Below are 23,060 nucleotides of genomic sequence, written 5' to 3' on the forward strand. Positions count from 1 at the left end.
ACCTTTCGCAAAGGGCGCATCTCAAAGAGCACAGGCCGTGCCGGGTGAAACCGGCACGCGCCGCCACTGCCAGGCATCGACGGTTTCGCCGCGTGGCAGGTAAGTAACGGTAAAGACACGACCATCGCGGCGCAGGCGCAGGGTCAACTCCTGCGTCTGCTCGCCCTGGATGCCGTCCTGCGGCACCGGATCGACGATCTCGTCGCCATCGCGCACACCGGCCAGCGCAGCGGCAGAGCCGGTCACCAGGCCTCGCACCACCCGCTTGCGCTCGGCGAGAACGTCCGTTGCAAAGCCCAGCTCATAGCGGCGCAGGCGGGTGGTGGTGCGGGCAAAGCACGGGCCAAAGGCGTCGGACGCCGGCAGCGGCACGGCGCCATCCAGGAACGCGCGAAAATCGGCCACGCCTTGCGGCCCCAGGTGCTGGGCCAACTGGTCTTCCCAATCAGCGTTGGCGAGGGTCGCGCCGGCCTTTTGCCGGGCCAGCAGGGCAAGGACGAGCGTGTCGAGATTCTCGCGTCCGCCGCTCTTCTGGCGCAGGGCGTGGTCCACCGTGGCGAAATAGAGCATGCCGCGGTCATAGGGCAGGGTGCGGATGCGGGTATCGGCCCAGAACCGTGCCGGCACTTGCGCGTTGGGCACGCTGGCCATGGCGCTGGTGTAATAGCGCGCGGCCGTCCAGTTCAGATCGTGCAGGAACGCATCGGCATCGATCATGCCAAAGCGGAACGGCAGGCGCGCCTGGTAGAACGTGGCCAGTCCTTCGCCGAACCACGCGGATTCAAGGCCGCCGGGCCGGGTGACATAGGGCTGGAACGTGTGGAACATTTCGTGCGCCAGCGTGATGCGGATGCTGGCCAGGTCCGCGCCGCGCCCCGTGCCGAACGTGGTGACGAACGCATGGTGGAGGCCCACCCCGCCGCCCGCGTTGATCGGGTTGTAGCGCAGGAACACGCCATAGGGCGCGGGCCGGGTCTGCCCGAACATCTGCCGGTAATGGCCATGGAGCGCACCGGTCCACGCCAGCAGGGCGCCGGCATCGAAGGCCGGGCGGCCTTGCCAGGCGCCGAAAAAGCCATCTTGCGCGTGACCCGTCGGCCAGGTGCCGATCGGACCGGCCATGAAGAAGCTTTGCCGCAGGGCGCTGGCGTCGAGCGGCTCTGCCGCCGTGACCGTTCCTGCGCCCAGCGAGCTGACGCCGCGGCTGCCCTTGGGCGCGCCCGACAGATCAAAGCCGAACGTGGCGCGCCAGCGCGTGGTGCCGGGGGGCAGCAGCAGGAAAACCTGCCCGGCGGCGGAAACCGCGCCACCATCGGCGCTGAACGCAAAGGGCGGGGCGGGGCCGCGCGGTGGCAGGCTGGCCTGGGCGGGCACGCGGTACGAGACGACGAGCGTGCCCCGAACCGCGCGCGGCGCCAGCCATTCCCGCCCGGGGCCGCCGCTCACCGCATCGCTATCGGCGCTGTCGGCCAGCACCGCATCGCGTGGATGCAAGAGCAGCGGCCCGGCCGCATCGCGTGCGTGCAGCGGGCCAAGCAGGCTGGCCACGGTATCCACATTGCTGGCCACCAGCGGCAATTGCAACACCGGCGCACCAGCCTTGGCGGTCAGGCCGGACAGGCGCAGCGTAATCTCCACCGTGCCCACGCGGTCTCGGTCGGCCACATCGGCGCGCGGGGCAAAGGTGACCGTCAACGCGGGCGGAGTGGCGCGAGCCGGTGCAGGCAGCAGCACGGCTGCGGCCAGCAACGCGGCCAGGGAATGGGGCAATCGCAGCATTGGCAGAAATCCCCTGTTGCGTGGTCAGATTGCCAAGCGGTTGCCTGCTGCCTGGCGCAGGGCCGCTTCCAGCGCGGCAAGGCCGGCGTCAAGTTCGGCATCGGGCAGGCAGAAGCCGATACGGATGTGTCCGGGCTGGCCAAAGAATTCGCCCGGCGCCACGATCACCCCGCTTTGCGCGATCAGCATTTCGGAAAAGGCGCGGGTATCGGCAATGCCGGGCAAAGCGGGAAAGCAGATGCAGCCCGCATCGGGCAATTCACCCGCCATCAGTCCGGCATCCACCATGCGGGCAAACCACGCGGCAAAGCGGGGCCGCGCGCGCGCCACATGGCTGCGCCAGTGATCGGCAAAGGCGTCGGCGCGCAGCATCACTTCGGCGGCGATCGCGTGCGACAGGGTCGAAACCCCGAATTCGGCGCGCGCGGCATAGTCGCGCAGGGTGGCCATCACGCCGGGCGCACCCACGATCCAGCCACAGCGCAACACGCCCAGGCCGAAAATCTTGGTCAGGCTCGACAGGCTGATCACCGCCGGCGAAAGCGCGCAGGCCGGGCCGGGGCGGCTGGCCTTGTCGGCATAGTCGCCATAGACTTCGTCCACCACCAGCAGCACGCCGCGTGCCTGTGCCAAGTGGGCAAGCGCGACCAGGGTATCGCGCGGGATGCCCATGCCCGAGGGATTGTGCAGGTCAGACACCACGATCAGCCGCGTTTCCGGGCGAAGCGCGGCGGCAACCTGCTCCACGTCGATGCCGAAATGCGGGGCGGGGCGCGTGAACGTATCCACGCCAATCCCCTGCACTTGCGCTGCGCCGGCAAACAGATCGAAACCCGGCACTTCCACCAGCACGCGGTCACCAGGCCGGAGCAGCGCGCGATAGAGCAGGGCGAGGCCGCCCGTGGCGCCGGTGGTGCACAGCACCTGGTCGATATCGACGCCATGGCTTTGCGCCAGCATCGCGCGCACGAACGGGTTGCCATCACCAAAGGCGCTGACATAGCGCGGTGAAAAATCGGGTTCGACCGTGGCCAGAACGGCCTGGCGCAGCAAGGCGCGCGGTTCGGGCACCGCGCTTTCGAACAGGCTCACGATCGGGCGCGGCGCCTGGCGTGCCAGCGCCACGGCGGCGGCAACCCATTGGGCATAAGCCATCGGCGCGGGGGCGACGGGCGGGGTGGCCAGATCGGGCGTGGCAGCAGGCAGGGCGGTGCAGGTCATTGCGCCGATCCTATCGGGCAGGCGTTGCGCTTGTTATGCGATCTGTGCCCGCCGCGCGGGCGCCAGCGCATAATCCTTGTTGCGAGGGCGTCAAAGCCGGTCAATGCCGCCAATGCAAGTGCCGCGTGCGGCAGGCGTGGCGCTGGCCAAGATGGAGCGCGGCAGAAGCGCGCGCTCACCTGGCGCCAGGCGAAACGGCGCGACGCCGGGCTGCTGGGTGATCGCGAAACGTTGCTGCTCGATGCCGAACGATGGGGCTGTTCGCGTTAGGCGCGGCCTTTGTAGCCGCCATTTTTCTCTGCCACCTCGCGGGCGGCATGATCACCGCGTTTATGGGCTACTCGTCGATCCTGAAAATGCGCAGTTGCGCTTCCAGTTCGATCGCGCGTTGCCTGACGATCGCCGTGTGGTCGGCGGCCTGCATCGGCACGTACATCGTGCCCTGTCGCGTCGCAAACAGTGCGTTGCTTGCCTGGATATGCGCGTCACGAAAGCGCAGCCAGGCGCGCTGCGCCTCGCGCAGTTTTCCGGCCGCGTCGTTGGGCAAGGCGCGCAACAGCGCGCGGTAGGCCGCGCCCATGCGCTTGTCGTACGCGTCGCGGGCAGCGACCTCGCAGCCGACCTGGCCGGCCGTGGATGCGTTGCTCGCGCCATCCAGGCAGCGCCGCAGCTCGGTGTCGGTCTTGTCCGCGCGCTCCACGGCGTGGGCAGGGGCAGCGTATGATGTGGCAACGAAAGCAGCCAGGTGCGCGATCTGGCGAATCTCCATCAAGGCCTCTCCTCTCGATTGCGGCCTAACCTCTAGCTTTGCAGATGCCCACTGATCGAGGCATTTGCTGCGGTTCGAACGCGATAGGGAGTGTAAACCGTTCCAGACCTGCTTGCCCGCCGGCTGTTGGTCTTCGCAATCGCAAAGAGGGTGATCAAGCGCACGTCACCCCGCCTAATGGCAGAGGCCGATACCCATCAGGATACCTGTGTGGCTTTCGATTGGTACCGAACGCGCCAGAATTGCGCTGCGCGAACATCGCGGAGAAACTGGCTGATGCCAGCCATTCGGCGCATGTGCAGGGAGATTTGCAAGAGAGAAAGTGGTGCCCAGGAGAGGACTCGAACCTCCACGCCCTTTCGAGCGCCGCCACCTGAAGACGGTGCGTCTACCAATTCCGCCACCTGGGCACTTTCTCTTCGGTGCGTGCTGTTGGGCACTCGCCGTCGGTGGAGGGGCCAATACGGGTGAGGCCGGGGGGTGTCAACACGGGTTTTGTCATTTTCATGGCATCTTTTTTTCCACAGCCGGCAATTTTCCGCTTGGCCGGGCACTGTGGTTGATCCGGGGCATTGAACGGCTGGCCCTGGCTGTGCCAAGGCGCGATGAAACATGGTGTGGAGCGGCCGGCGCGCCGCTTCTTCTCGCAAACCGACCAAGGTGGAACAGGCAAGGCTATGGGCAACGTGCGCGATCTGGAAGACAAGCTGGTGGTGCTGGTGGGTGGCAGCGGCTTTTTCGGCAGCCATCTTGCGCAGGAATTGCTGGAGCGTGGCGCGCGTCTGCGCGTGTGCAGCCGGCATGTCGAACGCGGCTATGCGATCAAGGCGCTGGGCAATCTGGGCCAGGTGCAGTTCCTGCGCGTGAATGTGCAGAACGAACGCTCGCTGGCGGCCGCGTTCCTGGGCGCCGATGCGGTGGTCAACCTGGTCGGCGCGTTCAAGGGTGATCTCGATGCCGTGCAGGGCCGCGGCGCGGGCCGCGTGGCGGCGCTGGCCAAGGATGCCGGCGCGCAGGCGTTCGTCCATGTCTCGGCCATCGGCGCCGATGCCGGCTCGCCTGTCGCCTATGCCCGCACCAAGGCCGAAGGCGAAGCGGCCGTGGCGGCGGCGTTCCCCGGCGCGGTGGTCGTGCGCCCCTCGGTGATGTTCGGGGCCGACGACACGTTCCTCAACCTGTTCGGAAAGGTGATCAGCCAGTTCCCGGTGGTGCCGGTGTTCGGTCCCGAAGGGCGCCTGCAGCCGATTTTCGTCGATGATGCGGCCTGCGCCATCGCCACGATCCTGGGCGATTTCCCCGCCCAGGCCGGCAAGACGTTCGAACTGGCCGGCCCCGAAGTGCTGACGATGATGGATATCAACCAGCGCATCGCCAAGGCGCAGGGGCGCAAGCCCGTGCTGGTGCCGGTGGGCGATGCCATGGCCGGCCTGTTTGCCAGCCTGCCGGGCACCCCGCTGTCGCGCGATCAGCTGGCCCTGCTCAAGGCCGGTAGCGTGGCAAGCGGCACGCTGCCGGGGCTGGCCGAGCTTGGCCTGCGCGCGCGGCCGCTGGGCCTGTTCCTCGATCGCTGGATGCTGCGCTATCGCAAGGCGGGGCGGTTTGGCGTCAAGAGCCTGGGGTAATTGCCACGGGGGCGGCAGGCTCAGGACAGGCCCTTCGACAGGCTCAGGGCGAACGGGGGTGGAGGTCTTTCCGACCCGTTCGGGCTGAGCCTGTCGAAGCCCTCTACAGACCCTAGGCGTTCACGTCCGCATAGTGGGCCGGCGGCTGGATCACGTCCATCCGTTCGGACAGTAGTGGGCGAAAGCTGGGCCGGCTCTTGAACACGGCATACCAGTCGCGCGCCTGCTCGTGGCCGTTCCAGTCGATCCCGCCGAGGTAATCGGCCACGGAAAGCTGCGCCGCGGCGGCAAGGTCAGCCAGGCTCATGGTCGATCCGGCCAGCCAGGGGCGATTATCGATCAGGTGATCGATGTAATAGAGGTGATCGTGCGCCAGGCGCAGCGCCTCGCGCAGCATGCGCGAATCGGGTGACTGGCGATAGACCAGCCGCTTCTTCATCCGCTCTTCGAGCAAAGGCATGGTCACGTCGGCAAAGAAGTTCTCGTCGAACAGCGCCACCAGCCGGCGGATCTCGGCGCGGTTGGTGGCCGTGCCGTTGATCATCGGGTTCTTGTCGTTGGTCTCTTCCAGATATTCGCAGATCGCCCGGCTATCGACCAGGGTGATGCCGCGTCCTTCGTCGCGCAGCACCGGGGTGCGCACGGCGGGATTCAGCTTCTGGAATTCCTCGCGATAGTCCCAGGGATTTTCGCGAACCAATTCATAAGGGATGCCCTTTTCCGCCATGAGCAGCCGAACCTTGCGGCTGAACGGGCAAAGGGGAAACTGATAAAGCTGCCACATGCCATGCTCCATGGACGAGGGCCATGGCCCAAGTCCAGCACCGCCGTAATGCATGGGCGCAATTTTTGCTCCGCAGCCGTGCTAATGAAACATGCGCATGCGGTCGCGCAGCACGTCCAGCCCGATCTGCTCGATCGCCGTGATCGGGCAATCGGCCTCTAGCAGCCTGGCCAGCGAGCGCTGCTTCTGTGCGATCAGGTCGATCGCCTGGAGCACGTCCATGTGCCGCGCGGCCACGTCCATGTCGGTGCACAGGCGCCCGCCGAGGTCTTCCACTTCGAGCGCCAGTTCCTCCAGCACCACGGCGATGCGCTGGTGCGTGGCATCGCGCAGGCTGGCTGGGTCAGGCGCGGCGTGGGTCGGGCTGGCCACCGGCGACGACGTGGACATGGGGGTGGGCAGGGGCGGGGCATCGAAAGGCACGAAGCCTTCATTCTCGACCGTTTGCGTGGCCTCGGCGCGGGCCGTGGTGCCGGCCGCGCGGGGGGCGGGGTCGGGCTCGGGCCAAAGGTCGGTCGTGTCGATAGGCATCGCAAAGGCTCTCCGCAGCGTCGCGTCAGGTGGTCTTGGCTCAGGCCGCTTCGGCCATCGAATCGCTGTCGGCCAGCGCTGCCAGATTCAGCACCATGACCATCTTGTCTTCGATCGCGGCCAGGCCATCGAGGAACGGCACCACCGTATCGCTGCCCGAGGCCGGCGGCGGGGGCTGCATCGCTTCATCGGGCACGGTCACGATGTCGCTGACCGAATCGACGATCCAGCCGCCGATCTGGCTGCCCAGCTGGGTAACGATGATGGCATGGCGCGGGGTCGGCTCGGTGGCGCGCCAGCCCAGCCGCGCCGCCAGGTCCACCACCGGCAGCACGGTGCCGCGCAGGTTGACCACGCCGGCCACATAGTGCGGCACGCGCGGCAGCCGCGTGGTTGGCGTCCAGGCGCGGATTTCGCGGATGGCCATGATATCCAGGCCAAAAACCTGGCCTTCCACTTCGAAGGTGATCAGTTCGCGGATCATTGCTTGTCTCCCTTCAGGACTGCGATGGCCATGGCCTAGTGCGACACGCGGCGCACGGCCGCGACCAGCTTGGCCGGGTCGAACGGCTTGACGATCCAGCCGGTCGCCCCGGCGGCGCGGGCGCGGGCCTTCTTTTCTTCCGAGCTTTCGGTGGTCAGCACCAGGATCGGGCGATCGCGGTGGCGGCTGCCCTCGCGCAGGCGCTCGATCAGGCCAAAGCCATCCAGCCTTGGCATGTTGATGTCGGTGATCACCACATCGACTTCGTTGAGGGCCAGCCAGTCGAGCGCGGCGATGCCGTCCTCGGCCTGCGAGACATCGAAGCCTTGCGAGGTGAGTGCGTGGTTGAGCAGGGCCCGCATCGACGGGCTGTCGTCTACGGTCAGGATCCGGGTGGTAGTGGTCATGCCTGGACTCGCTTTTCCATTCAGAACAGTTCGACATCGCCCAGCGATTTGGCTGGACGCGCAGTGGGTTGCACAGGTGGCGCAAGCCGGTCTTCCACCGTACGGAGGCGGACCTGGCCCGATGCCGGGCGGAAATCGACACGCCGCGCCTGGGTCCCGCCAAGGTCTTCGCGCAGCAGCGCGATGCCTTCGTTGGCCAGGAACTTGCGCGCGAACTCGGCATTGACCGAGCCGATCTTCATCATGTTGCGGTTGACGTTGGCCCCGCCATAAAGGTGCGCCTTGAGCTTTGACTTGCGCGCGCCCTTGGCCAGCATCTCGTTGACCAGCAGTTCCATCAGATAGAGGCCGTAGTGTTCGTCCACTGCAGTGTCATAGCCGGCGGGCGGCTCTGCCAGCAGGAAGTGGTTCATGCCGCCCACGCGGGCATCGGGATCGAACAGGCAAGTGGCCACGCAACTGCCCAGCACGGTCGAATATTCCAGGCTCTTGTCGGCGCTGGCCAGGGCCTGGCCCTGCATCACGGTGATCCGCTCCAGGCCGCTGGGGTTGGGTAGGATGGGTTTGTGAAACATGGCTCAGGCCGCCTTGCTGAAGGCGTGGCGGGCGATGTGCCCGATCGGCGCCACCACCTTGGCCGCGCCCAGCGAGATGGCGGCGCGCGGCATGCCAAAGACGGTGCAGGTCGCCTCGTCCTGGGCAATGGTGCGCGCGCCCTTCTGGGCCATGGCGAGAAGGCCCTTGGCCCCGTCAGACCCCATGCCCGTCAACAGGATGCCCACGGCCTGGGCGCCGACCACTTCGGCGACAGAGGAAAACAGCACGTCGACCGAAGGCAGGTGGCCCGAAACCGCCTCGCCCCGGCGCAGCTTGGCGTGCAGGCTGGTGGTGCCGCCGATGCCCAGGTGGCGATCATCGCCCGGTGCCAGATAGACGTTGCCCTCGCGCAGCGGCATGTCGGGCTCGGCCAGCTGGATGCGCGGCGGGCAGTTCTGGTCGAGCGTGCGCGCCACGGCCGGGGCAAAGCGTTCGTTGATGTGCTGCACGATCAGTGTGGGCGGGCAATCGGCCGGGAAATCCGACAGCAGGATCTGCAGGGCTTCTACCCCGCCGGTGGACGAGCCGATGGCGATGAGGCGCGGGCGATCGGCGATCGACAGCCGCGCCTGGCTGGCGATGCGGCTGGTCGGCACGGCCGGGGCCGGCGCGCCGCGCGGGGCAAAGCGCACTTTGGACGCGCTGCGGATCATGTTCGCCAGGCGGCCGCTGTCTTCCAGCGTCATGCCTTGGCCCATCTCGCTCTTGGCGTAGCAATCGACCGCCCCCAGCGCGAGCGCGCGGGCCGTGGTATCGTTGCCCTGCTGGGTGGCGCCCGACACGATGATCACCGGCGTCGGGCGCAGCTGCATGATCTTTTCCAGGAAATCCAGGCCGTTCATACCCGGCATTTCCACGTCGAGCGTGACCACGTCGGGATCCAGCTCGCGGATCATCTGGCGCCCTTCGGCGGCATTGGCGGCGGCGGCCACCACTTCGATATCCGGCTCTTTCGACAGCCGGTTCATGAGGATGGCCCGCATCGTGGGCGAATCCTCGACAATCACCACGCGGATCGTCATGCCGCCCTCCTCGAATAGATCGTTGGTCCCATGTTCGCCAGTTCTTCCAGAGCCGGGCCGGTGACCCGCTCGCTGTGGCCGATATAGAGGTGGCCGCCGCGCACGAGCTTTTCGGCAAAGCGCGCCACCAGCCGTTCCTTGGTTGGATTGTCGAAATAGATCATCACGTTGCGGCAAAAGATTACGTCAAAGGCGCCGGCCATCGGCCAATCGCCCAGAAGGTTGAGGTGGCGGAAGCGCAGCAGCGCCTGCGCCTCGGGCGCGATCGTGGCATCCTGGCCATCGGGCACGGTCCAGGCGCGGCGCAGCGCCTCGGGCACGGGCTTGAGGTCTTCCTGGCGATAGCGCGCGGCCTGGGCCTTGGTGATCGCGTGGGTGGCAATGTCGCTGGCCAGGATGCGGATATCGCGCCGCGCCAGCTTGAGCCCTTCGCTGCGATCCGGGCCAAGCAGGGTCATCACCAGCGACCAGATTTCCTCGCCACTGGAACAGCCGGCCGACCAGATGCGCACTTTGCCGCCGCGATCGAGCTGTTCGATCAGGTGGGGCCGCACGACCTGGGCGAAATGCTCGAAATGATGCGCCTCGCGATAGAAGAACGTGTGGTTGGTGGTCAGCGCGCAGATCGCCTTGGTGCGTTCGGCCGCATCCTCGCGAATGCGCAAAACATAGGCGCCGAATGTCTGGCAGCCCGAATCGCGCACCAGCGGCGCCAGGCGCGAATAGACCAGCATGGCCTTGCCCGGGGGCAGCACGATCCCCGCCTCGCGATGGGCGATCTCGCTCACCGCCTGGAAATCGGCGGCGTCATAAACCCCCGGGCTGACGCCGGGCAGGCTGACGTCGAAGGCGGCGTGAACGCTCATGCGGCTTCCGCCAGCCCTTGCGGGTGCGACAGGTCCATCTGGCCATGTTCGGCCATGCTGCGCGCGACCAGGCCGTCGACATCGACGATCAACGCCACGCGTCCATCGCCCAGGATGGTGGCGCCGGCCACGCCCTCTACCGAGCGGTAGTGGGTATCCAGGCTCTTGATCACCACCTGGCGCTGATCGACGATCGAGTCCACCAGCAGCGCGGCGCGGCCGGCGCCTTCGGTCTCCACCACGATCAGCACACCATCCTGCGGCGCTTCCACCGCGCCATAGGCGCCCACCGCCACGTGCAGCGGCACCACCGGGATAAAGCGGCCGCGCACGTTCATCATCGCGCGGTTGGAGCCCAGGCCTTTGACGTCTTCCACCGCCGGACGCAGCGATTCGACGACGTTGGCCAGCGGGACGACCAGCGTCTGGTCGCCGACATTGACCACCATGCCGTCGGAAATGGCGAGGGTGAGCGGCAGGGTGAGCGTGAACGTGGTGCCCACGCCCTGTTCGGATTCGATGGTGATGCGCCCGCCCAGGTCCTTCACGTTCTGGCGCACCACATCCATGCCCACACCGCGCCCGGAAATATTGGACACGGTCTGCGCGGTGGAAAAGCCCGGCGCAAAGATCAGCAGGTCGATCTCTTCCTTCGAGAGCTGGGCATCGGGTGCAACCAGGCCCTTTTCGATGGCCTTGGCCAGCACGCGGTCGCGGTTGATGCCGCGTCCATCGTCGCCAATGCGGATCAGGATGCGACCCGAGCGGTGCTCGGCCGACAGGGTCAGCGTGCCTTCGGCGCTCTTGCCGGCGGCGAGCCGCTCCTCGGGCTTTTCGATGCCATGGTCCACCGCGTTGCGGATCAGGTGAGTCAGCGGTTCACCCAGCCGCTCGATCACGGTCTTGTCCAGTTCGGTGCTCTCGCCCGAAACTTCCAGGCGCACGTGCTTGCCGGTGCTGGCGGAAAGTTCGCGCATGATGCGCGGCACGCGGCTGAACACCGAGCCGATCGGCTGAGCACGGATCGCCATGGCGCTTTCCTGGATATCGCGCGTCAGGCCATCGAGCACGGCGATTTCCTCGCTCGCGGCCAGGCCTTCGCTTGACAGGCGCTGGGCCATCATCGCCTGGGCGATGACCAGCTCGCCCACGGCGTCGATCAGCTTGTCGAGCTTGGACAGCTCGATACGGATCGATTGGCCGGGCGCGGGCGGGGCTGGCGGCGTGGCCGCTGCAGCCACGGCGGCCGGCGCGGCCGGCGGTGCAACCGGTGCCGGCGGCGCGCTTGGCGTGGCGGCAGGGTCTGCGGCTGCGGGCGGCGCGGGTTGCGCGGCGGCCGGCTGCGGCGCGGGCGCGGGGGCCGGCACCGACACCGGTGGCGGCGCGGCGGCGGCGGGCACGGCAGGCGGGGGGGCTGCCGGCAGGCGCACCGCCGGCATTACGGCTTCGCTGCCGATGGCGATTTCGCAATCGTCACCCACGAAATCGAAAATGTCCCGCACGCTCGCTTCGTCAACGCTGCCGGGCATGCGGAACGTCCAGCCCAGATAGCCCATGCCGGGATCGAGCACGTCGAGGTGCGGCACTGCGCCAACCTCGCAATCGACGCAGGTGCCGCCCAGCTCCAGTACCTCGCGCAGCATCAGCATCGGCTCGCTGCCGTTGCGCATGGCGCCGGCATGCGGCCGGATCTTGACGATCCATCCGCCCGGTGCATCTTCGCCCTCGGTGGCGTTTTCCACCTTGTCGCTGGCCGCCATGGCGCCGGCAATGCTGTCGAGCATCGAATCGAAATCCAGGCCCATGTCATCGAACGCGGCGTCGTCGCTGCTGCTGCTGGCCGGTGCCGGTGCCGCTTCTGGCGCGGGCGCCGGTTCATGCGCCGCTGCCGGCGCGGCGCCAGCATTGGCAGCCATCGCGGCGGTCATTTCAGCCTGGAGCGCGGCATCGTCGGGCGTGTCGCCCTGGCCGCGCGCGGCCATGACATGGTCGCTCAGCGTATCGAGCGCGCGCAGCAGCAGATCGATCAGCGGCTCGGTGATCGCCACGGTGCCATCGCGCACATCTGACAGCAGCGTCTCGAACGTGTGGGTATAGGCCTGCAACGCGATGAAGCCAAAGGCACCGGCGCCACCCTTGATCGAGTGGACGCCGCGGAACACGGCATTGACGGTATCGGCGTCCTGGGTGCCTTCCTTGCACGCGGCCAGGCCCTGTTCGGCCGCAGCCAGCGATTCCTCGCATTCGGCAAAGAAGATCGCCTGGATTTCTTCCGCGTTCATGCGTGCGCTCCGTCAAAGAGTTCGGTTTCCAGCCCGATCTGGCGGGCGGCTTCGCGCAGGGCGGGCGAGGGTTCGATCACCGCACCATCGCCGCTGCGCCGCGCGCTCACCAGAACCTGGAACATCGCCTGGCCCACATGGGTGCAGGCCGTGCCATCGATCTGCAGGGGGCCGGTGCCCAGCGCCGCCACCAGTTCGGGCAGCAGCACCTCGGCAGCCGCCCGGTCGCAGCGGGGTGGCAGAGTGATCGTGGGCATCGCGTCGGTTTCCCCTCGATAGCGCAATGACGTGAAGTCAGCTTTCTGGCGGCCGCTGCGTGGGGCGAATCGGCCGTTGCCAAGGGTTTGGCGCGGGCCGTGGGCAACACGGTGGCGGGTGGTCGACACAGGCTTAGCGGGAATGGGGAAAGGCGCGCTTTCCGCGCTCTTAGGGTGAGATACCTAGGGGCGCGGATGGAATTTGCACCGGGCTCGCTGGCTATGGATGGGCTTGCAGATGGCGCCGTGACAGTGGCGCCCAGACGAAGGTTTCATGATCCATGCACGAAGCTCGCGTTCTTGTGGTGGACGATTCGGCGGCGATGCGCGCGCTGTTTTCGGACATCCTCGACCAGACCAAGAATGTTGTCGTCGTCGGCGCTGCCGCCAATGCGGCAGACGCGCGCGAACGCATTGCGGATCTCAAACCCAACGTGATCACGCTCGACGTGGAAATGCCGGGGATGAGCGGGATCGAGTTCCTGGAAGAGATCATGGGCAGCAACCCGCTGCCGGTGGTGATGCTCTCCAGCCTTACCCAGGCGGGCACCGAAACCTCGCTCAAGGCGTTCGAGCTGGGCGCGGTGGAATGCTTTCCCAAGCCGCTCAAGGCCACGCCCGAACAGTTTGCCAAGACCGTTGGCAAGCTGGGCAAGATCGTGCTGGCCGCGGCCAATTCCAACGTGCGTGATCGGTCAAAGCAGCAGGCCAAGCGCGAGGCGGCGGCGGCTGAAGCGGCCAAGTTCACCTGGAACGGGCGCTTCGTGGCGTTCAGTGCCTCGATGGGCGGGATCGACGCGCTGACCACGATCCTGGCCGAATGGCCCGATGAATGCCCGCCCACGGTGATCTGCCTTCAGGCCGAACCGATGCTGGCCGAAACCTTTATCAAGCGTCTCGATACGGACCTGGGTTGCAGCGTGAAGATCGCCCGCGATGGCGCTGCCCTCGCCCAGGGCACGATCCACATCGCCGCCGATCCCGATCGCCACGTGGTGATCGAGCCGGGCCAGCCGCCCAAGATCCGCCTGATGGAGCGCGAGCCGGTGGAGGGCTCGCGCCCTTCGGCCAACCTGCTCTATGGCTCGATCGCGCGCGCCGGCATTCCGGCCGTGGGTGCGCTGCTCACCGGCATGGGCAACGATGGCGCCAAGGGTCTGAAGCTGCTGCACGACAGCGGCATGGACACCATCGTGCAAGACCCCAAGAGCGCCCTGGTCAGCGAGGCGCCAAGCGCCGCGATCGAGATCGGCGCCGCCGGCCGCCAGATCGCGCTCGATGATCTGGGCGCGGCGGTGATCGGCCTGTGCAACCAGAGCTGAGCCAGGGACCACAAACGGCAAGGCCCGGCGACGCTATGGTGTCACCGGGCCTTGTGGCTGTGCGGCAAACGCTTGATCAGTGGCCCATCATGGCCTGGCGGATTTCCAGGAAATCCTTGCGGATGGTGTCCATCTTGGCCCCGTCGAAGCGCAGCGCGCTGTCGAGCACAGTGCGCCGGGCTGACTGGTAGAGCTGGATCAGCGCCGGGCCGGTGGGCGTCTGGCTGTCCACGCCCATCTGCAGCGCGGTCAGCGCCGAGACCGCGCGGGTAAGCGCGGCGCTCTTGGCGGCATTGTCGCCGGTCTTTTCGGCATAGATCGCCCGGCCGAGCGAGCCGGCCACCTGTTCCAGGCACAGGTCGACCAATTGGCGCGGGTTGGCGCCGTGCACCCGCGCCTCGAAATCGACGCGGCGATAGGCTTCACCCGGATCGCGGTTATAGCGCATGTCAGAACCCGTTGCCCCTCTGGTAATTCACGCTGCTGGTGTGGTCGGTCACGATCGCGTCCGGCATCAGCCGCTCTTGTTGTTCCACGCCGAGATCTGGTTGGTCAGGAACGTCAGCGTCGATTGCGAATCCGAAACCTTGGTCGCCAGGGCGGCATAGCGCGTGAGCAACTGGCTGCGCAGCGTGGCCTGCTGGTTCTGCAGATCGGTCAATTGCGTGGTCAGCGTCGCCTGCTTGGTGCCCAGCGAGGTGATCACCCCGCCCAGCGAGCCGGGATCGGTGGTCGATGCTACTGAGCGCGAGATCGAATCGAACGTGGCATAGACGCCGTAGAGGCCATTGGTGAACATGGCCGCAACGCCATCGGGGTTCTTGCTCAGCGAATTGCCGAGCACCGTGGTATCGAGGCTGAACGTGCCATCGCGGTTGATCTTGAGGCCCAGGTCGCTGAGCGTGCTGGGCTGGCCGCTGGCGGCATTGGGCATCACCACCTTGCTGGCCAGCGTGGTCAGCGTCTGGCGCAGCGATCGCGCGCCGGGATTGTTGTTGAGCGAACCGTTGGTGGGATCGGTATCCGATGTCAGCGTGCTGACCACCTGGTTCAGCGCATCGACCAGATCGGTCATCGCCGTCTGGATCGCGCTCGACGGATCGGAAAAGGTGATGGTGGTCGGCGATCCGGTGTTGGTGCCGGTCAGCTTGAGGGTAAGGCCCGGCGCCGCATCGGTGATGGTGTTCGACGTGGCGGTGCGCGCCACGCCATCGAGCGTATAGGCCGCATCGGTGGCGGTGGACTTGAGCCGCGTGGCATCGCCCGCCGGCGTCCACGCCAGGCCAGCCAGCGTGGTATCGCCGGCGGCCGGCGTGGTTTCGATCTGAAAGCCGTTGGCCGCGCCATCGGCACCCTTGATCACCAGCTGCGCGCCGCTCGCCCCGGTGGCGACATAGGCCGAAACCCCCGCGCCTGTGGCGTTGATCTTCTGCGCCAGGGTGGACAGCGTATCGCTGCTGGTCAGCGTGATATCGACCTGCGACCGGCTGGAATCGGCGGAGAACGCGCCGCCTGCCACGGTGCCAAAGCGCAGCGTGAACGTGCCCGTTCCCACCGCGCTGGCGGTCGATGCCATGGCCGGGCTGACCAGCGTCTGCCCCTTGGCCAGCTGCGTGACTTCCAGCGTGGAGGTGCCGCTGCCGGTGAGCGTGCCCTTGCTGACAGTGGCCACGGTGCTGTTGGTGATCGTGGGCGTGACCGCCAGATCGCCGGTGCGCACCCGGTCGCCCAGCGAACTCGCGAGCGAGCTGATCATCGACTTGAGCGTCGAGGCATCGGAAATCTGCGTGGCGACCTTGCTCTGCTTGGCGTTGACCGCATCAATCCGCGCGGCATATTGCGCGGCGGAAAGCTGGTCGGCCAGGCCCGAGCTGTCGATCGTGCTGGCGCCGAGCGAGGCCAGCAGCTTGGCCGTTGCCGAAGACGACGAAGTGGTCGAGGTGCTGGTCGACGCCGAAGTCGACGATGTCGATGAGGTCGTGGTCATACGTTCAAGAACGTCCGGCGGTTGAGGAGATTAAGGGCGCTTCACCCGCGCGGCACGCGTGCCGTCAGACCAGCGCTTCGGGCCGGCCATCGGCGTCGAAGCGCAGCGCGACGGGCACATTCACCATCGGCGCGGGCGGGGTATCGCCGCGCTTCAGTGACATAACGAACGCCAGGATCGCCGCGATCGGGCCATAGAGTTCCTCGCGGATCACCTGCCGCTCGCGCGTGGTGTAATAGACCGAGCGGGCCAACGCGGGGTATTCCAGCGTGGGCAGGGCCAGTTCGGCCGCCAGTTCGCGCATGGCCAGCGCCTTTTCCCCGCGCCCCTTGGCCAGCACGATCGGCGCGGGCGCCAGAGCGGGATCATAGGCCAGCGCCACGGCAAAGTGGGTGGGATTGGTGATCACGAACTGCGCCTCGCGCATGGCCTTGTTGACGCCGGCCATGGCGATCTGGCGCTGGCGGCCGCGGATCGCCGCTTTCTTTTCGGGCGAGCCTTCGCTTTCCTTGGTTTCGTCGCGGATGTCCTGAAGGCTCATGCGCAGGCGCATGAAACGGCGCACGAACTGCACCGGAAAATCGATCAGCGCGATCACCACCAGCCCCGAGGCCAGCAAGACCAGCAGCGAGAGCATGGCATCCCAGGCATAGCCCAGCTGCCCGGCCAGCGCGCCCGGGGTGATCTGTCCGCCGCCCAGGCCAACCAGCGCCATCACCCGCCCGCGCATCCAGACATAGGCCATGGTGCCCAGCAGCGTCACCTTGGCCAGGCCCTTACCCAGCTCGATCAGCCCCTGGATGCCGAACATGCGCGCCAGCCCCTTGGCCGGATCGAGGCGCGACCCCTTGGGCGCCAGGTTGCCCGCGTTCCACCGGCCAGACGAAAACGCCAGCTGCGACACCAGCGCCACCGCAATCAGCCCCACGCCGAGCACCAGCACCGGCGGCAGCACATCGAGCAGCGCGCGCGCCAGGCGCTGGCCCGGATCGAAATGATCCAGGCTGTCACGATCCCAGGAAAAGCCGCTGCGCGTTATCTGGCCCAACTGGCCCAGCAGCCAGGGCCCGGCCAGCCATAGCCAGGCAATCCCGGTAAAGATCCCCGCCGCCGTGCCCAACTCGCGCGAGCGCAGCACGTCGCCATTTTGTGCGGCATCGCGTTTGCGCTTTTCGGTAGGGGCGAATGTCTTTTCGCCGCTGCCTTCGCTCTCTGCCATGGCCGCTGCGCTCCCTATTTCACCAGCAGCGCCTGGGCCTGGCCCAGGCCCAGGGCGACCAGATCGGTCAGCGCATCATCGAGCAGCGGGGCCGAGGCGATCAGCGCGGCAATGCCGCCGAGCACGCCCATCGGCAGGCCCAGGGCAAAGATATTGAGGCTGGGCGCCGATCGCGCCAGCACGCCAAAGGTCAACTGCACCAGCAAGAGCAGCAGCACTACCGGCAGCGCGATGGCCAGGGCAGACACGAACATCTGCGTGCCGAACCCCACGATCAGCCCCACGCGATCGGGCGTGAACCAACCGCCACCGGGCGGAAACGCGCGATAGCTTTCCACCAGCAGCGAAAACCATTGCAGGTGCGCGCCCAGGCCCAGGAAGATCACCGTGAGCAGCACCGAGAAATACTGCCCCAGCGCCGGTGAATGCGCGCCCGACACCGGATCGGCGGCGGTGGCAATGCTCATGCCCATGCTCGCCCCGATCATTTCGGCGGCGATCATCGGCGCGGCAAAGGCGAATTGCAGCACGAAGCCCAGCGCCAGCCCGATCACCACCTCGCCCGCCGTGGCCAGCAGGCCGGGCAGCGAAAACAGCGCGGCAGGTGCGGGGATCGTGGTCCAGTTGCACAGCATTACCGCCAGGCCGCCGGCCAGCACCACGCGCACCTGCATCGGCACCTGCTGGCTGCCGAACAGCGGCACGGCAAACAGCGCCGCGCCGCACCGCGTCATCAGGAAGAGCATCCGCCAGAATTCGGTCTCCAGCGCGCCGAACCCGAAATTCATCGCGATCATCGTTACTGCCCCGTCGCCGCGATCTGGGCGAACACGTCGGTCATGAAATCGGCGATCAGGCCCAGCATCGCCCCGCCCAACAGCACCAGGATCAGCGCGGTCACTGCCAGCTTGGGTACGAAGGTGAGGGTCTGTTCGTTGACCGAGGTGGCCGCCTGGATGATGCCCACCACCAGGCCAACCGCCAGGCTGGCAAGCAACACCGGCGCGGCCACCAGCGCCGTGGTCCACAGCATGCGATCGGCAAGCGCGAGCAGGGAAGACATGTCGTCCATGATCGTGCCCGCCCCTAGCCGAAGCTCGACGCCAGGCTGCCCATCAGCAGCGCCCAGCCATCGACCAGCACGAACAACAGGATCTTGAACGGCAGCGATACCACCGTGGGTGACATCATCATCATGCCCAGGCTCATCAGCACCGAGGAAACCACCAGGTCGATCACCAGGAACGGCAGGAACAGCATGAAGCCGATCTGGAACGCCGTTTTCAGCTCGCTGGTCACGAACGCGGGCAGCAGGATCGAAAAGGGAATGTCGCGCGTCGCCTGGTAATGCGGCGCCTTGGCCATGTCAGTGAACATCAGCAGGTCACGCTGGCGCGTCTGCCGCACCATGAAGGCGTGAAATTCCATGCCCGCCGTGCCGATCGCCTGCTCGGCGTTAATCTGCCCGGTCGAATAGGGCTGGATCGCGTTGGCATTCACCTTGTCGAGCGTGGGCGCCATCACGAACAGCGAGAGAAACAGCGACAGCCCGATCAGGATCTGGTTGGGCGGCGATTGCTGCAGGCCCAATGCCGTGCGCAGGATCGAGAGCACGACCAGAATGCGGGTAAAGCTGGTCATCATCAGGATCAGCGAAGGCAGGATCGTGAGCAGCCCCATGATGAGCAGGAGCTGCAACGACAGCGACAGGCTGCCCTGCGACTGCGCCCCGGCGATCTGGCTGAACGCACGGTCCAGCGCGCCGGGAATGGCCGTCTGGCCCGGCGCGCTCTGGGCGAGGGCTGTAGTGGGGAGCAGCAGCAGTGTCAGTGCAAGGTAGCCCACCACCCCCCGGCCCCCTCCTCTGAAGAGGAGGGGGAGAGAGGGCCGATAAGCCCCCTCCTCTTCAGAGGAGGGGGTTGGGGGGTGGTGGATGCCGCCCACAACATTGCCCCTCACGCCACATCCTCCCGCTTGCGCGCCGGCGCTTCGGCCAGGCGCACCAGGCCGTTCTTCGAGGTGGACACCAGGATCTCGCGATCGTGGAATTCGATCACCGCCAGGCGCAGCGTGGGCGAAAGCATCTGCGTTTCCACGATCTTGACCGCGCGGCTGCCGGTAGAGGTGCCGAACTTGCCTTCAAACCGCTTGGCCAGGCGCAGCGAGCCCCAGGCCATGCCGGCAATCAGCGGCAGCACGACCATCAGCTTGAGAATGTACCACAGCATCACGCCGCATCCTTGCGCGGGGCGTTTTCGCTGCCGGCCAGTTCGACGATGCGCAGGCCAAAGCGATCGCCCTGGGCAACCACTTCGCCGCGCGCGATCAGCTTGCCGTTGACCATCACGTCGAGCAGTTCATCGGTCAGCCGGTCGAGCATGACCACGCTTTCCTCGGTCAGTGCCAGCACGTCCTTGAGCTTCATCTCGGTGCGGCCCAGTTCGACGGTGAGGCGCACATCGACATCCTTGAGGAAATCGAAACCGCGCGGTTGAAACGACATTGTGAAACCCCCCAATTGAAATCTTAGAAAATCTGCGAAAGCTGCACGGCCAGGCGATCGTCCACCGCGCCCACCGTGCCATGGCCGATGGTCTGCCCAGCCACGCGCAAGGGCACCGCCCGCGCCACCGGCACGGGCAGGATCTGCCCCACTTCCAGCGCGGAGATCGCCGCCAGCGGCACGCGCATGTCGACCAGCACGGCGCTGAGCGGCAGCGGCACATCGGCAAAGGGCGCGGCGCGCGGATCGGCCGGGGCATGCTCGGCGCTGACGGGCGGGCGCTCGCCATTGGCGAACAGCGCGGCCAGCGTGTCATAGGGAAAGGCCATCTCGATCGCCCAGGCCGGGCGGCCGGGCTCGGTAATCGAAAAGACCAGCGCGACGATATGCTCGTCGTTGCCGAACGGCGCCAGGTGATCGATGTTGCCTTCGCGACGCAGCGGGCGGATCACGTCGGCAGTTTCGGCGCCCAGCGCGCTGGCCAGGCAGCCGGCCAGCATGGCTTCCAGGCGGTGCACCATCAGTTCGGCCGACAGCGGCAGTTCGCGCGGCAATTGCTGGGGCGCCACGCCGGCGCCGCCAAACGCGCGGTCGACCAGCCGCAGCACCACTTCGCCCGCCACCATGCCCAGGATGCGGTCATTGGCCGCGCCCGCGCCAAACAGGGTATAGGCGCCCAGGTTGCGGTGGCCCATCACCTGCATCGTGGCATAATCGGAATAGACGGTGCGTTCGGGACGGCTGCATTCCACCAGGGGTTCATCGCCGCCCAGCAACCCGGCCAGGGCGCTGCCCAATTCGCGCGCCAGCTTTTCGGCCGTGCGGCTGAGCGCCGTGACCAGGTCTGCCTGGCTCGCTCCGGGGCGCAGCAGTTGCGGGCAGTGGCTTGCCACTACCCGCTCTGCCACGAATTCCCGTTCAGGCTTCATCGTCTTGCTTCCCCATTGCCCGTAAAATGCCCGTCAATCCGCAAACCTGCGGCTCACTGCACGATGAATTGCTTGAAATAGACCGCATCCACCCCGCCAAAGCCTTCGGTGTCGGTCAGCACCTTGTTGATCGCGGCGGTCATGCGCTGCTGCAGGCGCTGCTTGCCCTGGGTGGTTTCCACGTCGGTATCGGGCGTATCGGCCAAGACGGTGAGCAGGGCCGAACGGATCGCCAGCTCGTGCTTCTTCATCCACATCACCACGCGATAATCGCGGCGCGTCGATGCCGCGATCGAGGCCTGGACCAGGCGATCGCTGTCCTTGAGGTTCGAGGTGAAATCGTCGGAAAACGAATAGTAGACGGTGCGGTATTCGCTGCCGCCTTCGCCTTCCACTTCCTTGGCCCCGCCTTCGCCTTCGCCGCCTTCCTTGGCGACGGGGGCATAGGGGTCTTCCTCGCCCTTGCGGATCAGCTTGGGCTTGTTGTCTTCATGGATGACCACTTGCGGCCCACCCAGGATGTGCATGGCAAACAGGGCATAGACCCCGCCGCCACCCATCACCAGCGTGGCCACGACCACGCCGATGAGCACCACAAGACCGCCCTTTTTCTTCTTGGGCGCGTCCTTGTCCTTTTCCTTCTTGTCGCTCATGCCGGTTCCTTGATCGTCAGATGGCCAGGGGATTGAGGCGTCGATTTACGCGCGGGATTCACGCGTAGACGCCGCCCTGGGCCGTGTCGGGCTCTTCGCCCCGGTCCGGCCCGCGGCGGGCGGCAAGGCCCGCGCTGTCCGGCGCCGCGGCGCGTTGCGGCTGGCGCGGATCGCCACCCTGGCCCTGTGAAGGGGTTTGTGATTGCGACTGGCCGGCAAACGCCTGGCCCGCGCCGTTCTGGCCCGAAGTGTTCTGGCTCGCCGAGTTTTGGTTTCCGGCAGTGCCGGCGTCTGTACGGCTGGCGGCCAGCACAGCGGGGGCAAAGCCGGGATCGGCGCTGGCCATGGTCACGGTCAGGCCATCGTCCTTTTGCCGGAACTGCAGATCGATCCGCCCGAACGTGCCGTGGGCCAGCGTGGCAGCCACCGTGGCGCCCTGGCCATCCTGGCGGGCACGGGCCACGGCATCGACCAGCGCGGCAACCTGCGCGCCGGGGATAGTGGCGGCAGGCGCCGGACCAGTGATGGCTGGCGTAGCCACTGGCTGGGGCGCGGCCACGGCGAGGGCGGAAAGGGGCAGCGGCGCCACGGCAGTGGCGCTGGCTGGTGCCAGGGGCGTTGCGGCCGGTTCGGCTTCGGCCGGTGACGCTGGCTCTGCAGAAACTGGCTGCTGCGGCTGGCGCGCCGCCAGCACCTGTTGCGTCGCAATCGGCGCAGTGGGCACAGCGGGCGCGGGGGCGTGCGCGATCGTGGTGGCGACCGGGGCAGGCGCCGGGGCAGCCGCTGCGGCTTGCGGCACCAGTGCCAGCGGTTCAGCCACGGTAGCGGCGGGCGTGGTGCTATCGGCTGGCGCAAGCGGCAGCGGTGTCGCCAGCCCGGCCGGCATCATGGGGTTCGTCGGCGTTTCCGGGCGAGGCTGGCCAGCCTGGGGCACGGCCATCGGCCCGGGCGCGGTTGGTTGCGCAAGCGCTGGCTGCATCGCTCGCGCCGGTGCCGGGGCATGCGCGATGGCCTGCTCTGGCGCGGGCGTCGCCGGGGCGGCAGGCAGCATGATCGGCGCGGGGATGCTGGCCAGGGCCAGGCTGGCTGCGGCCGGGGCTGGCGCAGGGGCAGTGGGCGTTGCATCACCGGGTGTTGCCGGGGCCGCGGGTGCGGCGGTTTCGTCTACCGCCAGATCATCGGCATCGGCATCGGCATCAGCGTTGGCGGCGTGGCGCAGGGCCAGCAGGCTGGCCATGGCGCGATGCGTCACCACCGGCATGGCGGCCGGCGGCGTTGCCTCTGGCACAGCGGGCGCCTGATCCGGCGTGACGGCCGGTGCGGCGCCGTGCGCCGGTGCTGGCGCCAGTGCTGGCGCAAGTGCAGGCGCGGTGCCGGTGACAGGCTGGCTTGTCGCCGGCGTGGTGGCAATCGGTGCGGCGGCTATCGGCGGGACCACAACTGGCCCAGCAACCGGTGCGACCACAACCGGCGCAGGGCTCGGCGCCACGGCGGGAGCCGCCGCCACAGCCACAGCTGCGACAGGAGCGGGCGCTTTAGGCGTGGCGGCCTTGCCGTTTGCCGGCAAGATCTTGCCGGTTTCGGCCAGCAGGCTTGCCGTGGCCGGTAGCGGCAGTTCCACCGGGGTGGCAGGCGCGCTCAGCTCGGCCGGAATGGCGGCGGTGGCGGGCAGGGCCGCTGGCAGGGTCTCTGCCGTGTCGAGAAGCGCAGCAAATCCGGTGGTTTCGCCCGGTTGCGCCGGTCCGACGACAATCGCTGCCGTCACGCCCGCCATGATGGCGGGGGCGGATGAAGCGGCAGTGGGGGTGGCAATCGATACCATCGCG

Annotated in this window: 25 protein-coding genes and 1 tRNA gene; 2 read left to right on the forward strand and 24 right to left on the reverse strand. The window is 67.3% G+C overall.

Features of this window, described 5'->3' with window-relative positions; translation table 11 throughout:
* Positions 1–21: 21 nt before the first annotated feature.
* From FHW97_RS16055 to FHW97_RS16070, 4 genes are all read right to left on the reverse strand, one after another.
* Positions 22–1,779: a peptidase M61 gene (locus FHW97_RS16055; RefSeq protein WP_168352463.1), complete on the reverse strand. Its 1,758-nt coding sequence runs from the start codon at positions 1,777–1,779 to the stop codon at positions 22–24.
* A 24-nt stretch (positions 1,780–1,803) separates the two neighbouring features.
* Positions 1,804–3,000: a pyridoxal phosphate-dependent aminotransferase gene (locus FHW97_RS16060; protein WP_253941831.1), complete on the reverse strand. Its 1,197-nt coding sequence runs from the start codon at positions 2,998–3,000 to the stop codon at positions 1,804–1,806.
* 337 nt (positions 3,001–3,337) lie between these two features.
* A complete protein-coding gene (locus FHW97_RS16065) occupies positions 3,338–3,769 on the reverse strand; it encodes a lysozyme inhibitor LprI family protein (protein ID WP_168352464.1) in 432 nt (143 codons plus the stop codon).
* A 323-nt stretch (positions 3,770–4,092) separates the two neighbouring features.
* Positions 4,093–4,179: transfer RNA gene (locus FHW97_RS16070), tRNA-Leu, on the reverse strand.
* Positions 4,180–4,446: 267 nt separating this feature from the next.
* Between FHW97_RS16070 and FHW97_RS16075 the strand changes: the two genes are divergently transcribed.
* Entirely contained in the window at positions 4,447–5,391 is a 945-nt protein-coding gene (locus tag FHW97_RS16075; protein WP_168352577.1) for a complex I NDUFA9 subunit family protein, read from the forward strand.
* A 112-nt stretch (positions 5,392–5,503) separates the two neighbouring features.
* Here the strand turns inward: FHW97_RS16075 and FHW97_RS16080 are convergent, their stop codons facing one another.
* The 9 genes from FHW97_RS16080 to FHW97_RS16120 form a co-directional block, all read right to left on the reverse strand.
* Positions 5,504–6,175, reverse strand: a complete 672-nt coding sequence (locus tag FHW97_RS16080) for a glutathione S-transferase family protein (RefSeq protein ID WP_028658198.1) — start codon at positions 6,173–6,175, stop codon at positions 5,504–5,506.
* Positions 6,176–6,256: 81 nt separating this feature from the next.
* Positions 6,257–6,706 (reverse strand): hypothetical protein, encoded by a 450-nt coding sequence (locus tag FHW97_RS22120; protein WP_231627881.1) that lies wholly within the window; start codon positions 6,704–6,706, stop codon positions 6,257–6,259.
* Between the two features lie 40 nt (positions 6,707–6,746).
* Complete coding sequence (locus FHW97_RS16090) at positions 6,747–7,190, reverse strand: chemotaxis protein CheW (protein ID WP_054132887.1); 444 nt, start codon at positions 7,188–7,190, stop codon at positions 6,747–6,749.
* A 35-nt stretch (positions 7,191–7,225) separates the two neighbouring features.
* Positions 7,226–7,597 (reverse strand): response regulator, encoded by a 372-nt coding sequence (locus tag FHW97_RS16095; RefSeq protein WP_022677527.1) that lies wholly within the window; start codon positions 7,595–7,597, stop codon positions 7,226–7,228.
* Between the two features lie 20 nt (positions 7,598–7,617).
* Complete coding sequence (locus FHW97_RS16100) at positions 7,618–8,172, reverse strand: chemotaxis protein CheD (RefSeq protein ID WP_054132886.1); 555 nt, start codon at positions 8,170–8,172, stop codon at positions 7,618–7,620.
* Positions 8,173–8,175: 3 nt separating this feature from the next.
* Positions 8,176–9,216 (reverse strand): chemotaxis-specific protein-glutamate methyltransferase CheB, encoded by a 1,041-nt coding sequence (gene cheB, locus FHW97_RS16105; protein WP_062788791.1) that lies wholly within the window; start codon positions 9,214–9,216, stop codon positions 8,176–8,178.
* Positions 9,213–10,082, reverse strand: coding sequence for a protein-glutamate O-methyltransferase CheR (locus FHW97_RS16110; RefSeq protein WP_022677529.1), 870 nt, complete (start codon positions 10,080–10,082; stop codon positions 9,213–9,215). Before FHW97_RS16110 ends, cheB begins: the two co-directional genes overlap by 4 nt.
* Positions 10,079–12,364: a chemotaxis protein CheA gene (locus FHW97_RS16115; protein ID WP_171799283.1), complete on the reverse strand. Its 2,286-nt coding sequence runs from the start codon at positions 12,362–12,364 to the stop codon at positions 10,079–10,081. Before FHW97_RS16115 ends, FHW97_RS16110 begins: the two co-directional genes overlap by 4 nt.
* Positions 12,361–12,621: an STAS domain-containing protein gene (locus tag FHW97_RS16120; protein ID WP_022678594.1), complete on the reverse strand. Its 261-nt coding sequence runs from the start codon at positions 12,619–12,621 to the stop codon at positions 12,361–12,363. Before FHW97_RS16120 ends, FHW97_RS16115 begins: the two co-directional genes overlap by 4 nt.
* Positions 12,622–12,902: 281 nt before the next feature.
* On the opposite strand from FHW97_RS16120, the gene FHW97_RS16125 reads away from it, so the two are divergent.
* Entirely contained in the window at positions 12,903–13,943 is a 1,041-nt protein-coding gene (locus FHW97_RS16125) for a chemotaxis protein CheB (RefSeq protein WP_022678595.1), read from the forward strand.
* Between the two features lie 76 nt (positions 13,944–14,019).
* Here FHW97_RS16125 and fliS read toward each other — a convergent pair whose 3' ends face one another.
* The 11 genes from fliS to FHW97_RS16180 all read right to left on the reverse strand — a co-directional run bounded on the left by fliS (position 14,020) and on the right by FHW97_RS16180 (position 23,056).
* Positions 14,020–14,391, reverse strand: coding sequence for a flagellar export chaperone FliS (gene fliS / locus FHW97_RS16130; RefSeq protein ID WP_107719057.1), 372 nt, complete (start codon positions 14,389–14,391; stop codon positions 14,020–14,022).
* Positions 14,392–14,457: 66 nt separating this feature from the next.
* Positions 14,458–15,930 (reverse strand): flagellar filament capping protein FliD, encoded by a 1,473-nt coding sequence (fliD, locus tag FHW97_RS16135; RefSeq protein ID WP_168352466.1) that lies wholly within the window; start codon positions 15,928–15,930, stop codon positions 14,458–14,460.
* A gap of 64 nt (positions 15,931–15,994) precedes the next feature.
* Complete coding sequence (locus FHW97_RS16140; RefSeq protein ID WP_168352467.1) at positions 15,995–17,149, reverse strand: flagellar biosynthesis protein FlhB; 1,155 nt, start codon at positions 17,147–17,149, stop codon at positions 15,995–15,997.
* A 14-nt stretch (positions 17,150–17,163) separates the two neighbouring features.
* Complete coding sequence (fliR, locus tag FHW97_RS16145) at positions 17,164–17,946, reverse strand: flagellar biosynthetic protein FliR (protein ID WP_168352468.1); 783 nt, start codon at positions 17,944–17,946, stop codon at positions 17,164–17,166.
* A gap of 2 nt (positions 17,947–17,948) precedes the next feature.
* Positions 17,949–18,221, reverse strand: a complete 273-nt coding sequence (locus FHW97_RS16150) for a flagellar biosynthetic protein FliQ (protein WP_168352469.1) — start codon at positions 18,219–18,221, stop codon at positions 17,949–17,951.
* A 14-nt stretch (positions 18,222–18,235) separates the two neighbouring features.
* Positions 18,236–18,997, reverse strand: coding sequence for a flagellar type III secretion system pore protein FliP (gene fliP, locus FHW97_RS16155; RefSeq protein ID WP_054132430.1), 762 nt, complete (start codon positions 18,995–18,997; stop codon positions 18,236–18,238).
* Between the two features lie 107 nt (positions 18,998–19,104).
* Positions 19,105–19,377: a flagellar biosynthetic protein FliO gene (locus FHW97_RS16160; RefSeq protein WP_054132429.1), complete on the reverse strand. Its 273-nt coding sequence runs from the start codon at positions 19,375–19,377 to the stop codon at positions 19,105–19,107.
* Positions 19,377–19,652: a flagellar motor switch protein FliN gene (fliN, locus tag FHW97_RS16165; RefSeq protein ID WP_062787670.1), complete on the reverse strand. Its 276-nt coding sequence runs from the start codon at positions 19,650–19,652 to the stop codon at positions 19,377–19,379. Before fliN ends, FHW97_RS16160 begins: the two co-directional genes overlap by 1 nt.
* A gap of 23 nt (positions 19,653–19,675) precedes the next feature.
* Entirely contained in the window at positions 19,676–20,581 is a 906-nt protein-coding gene (locus tag FHW97_RS16170) for a FliM/FliN family flagellar motor switch protein (RefSeq protein WP_022678604.1), read from the reverse strand.
* Positions 20,582–20,634: 53 nt separating this feature from the next.
* On the reverse strand, positions 20,635–21,234 hold the full coding sequence (locus tag FHW97_RS16175) for a flagellar basal body-associated FliL family protein (RefSeq protein ID WP_062787667.1): 600 nt from the start codon (positions 21,232–21,234) through the stop codon (positions 20,635–20,637).
* A 58-nt stretch (positions 21,235–21,292) separates the two neighbouring features.
* Positions 21,293–23,056, reverse strand: a complete 1,764-nt coding sequence (locus FHW97_RS16180; RefSeq protein WP_168352470.1) for a hypothetical protein — start codon at positions 23,054–23,056, stop codon at positions 21,293–21,295.
* Positions 23,057–23,060 lie beyond the last annotated feature (4 nt).

This window comes from Novosphingobium sp. SG754 (assembly GCF_013149315.1).
Taxonomy (GTDB): Bacteria; Pseudomonadota; Alphaproteobacteria; order Sphingomonadales; family Sphingomonadaceae; genus Novosphingobium; species Novosphingobium capsulatum.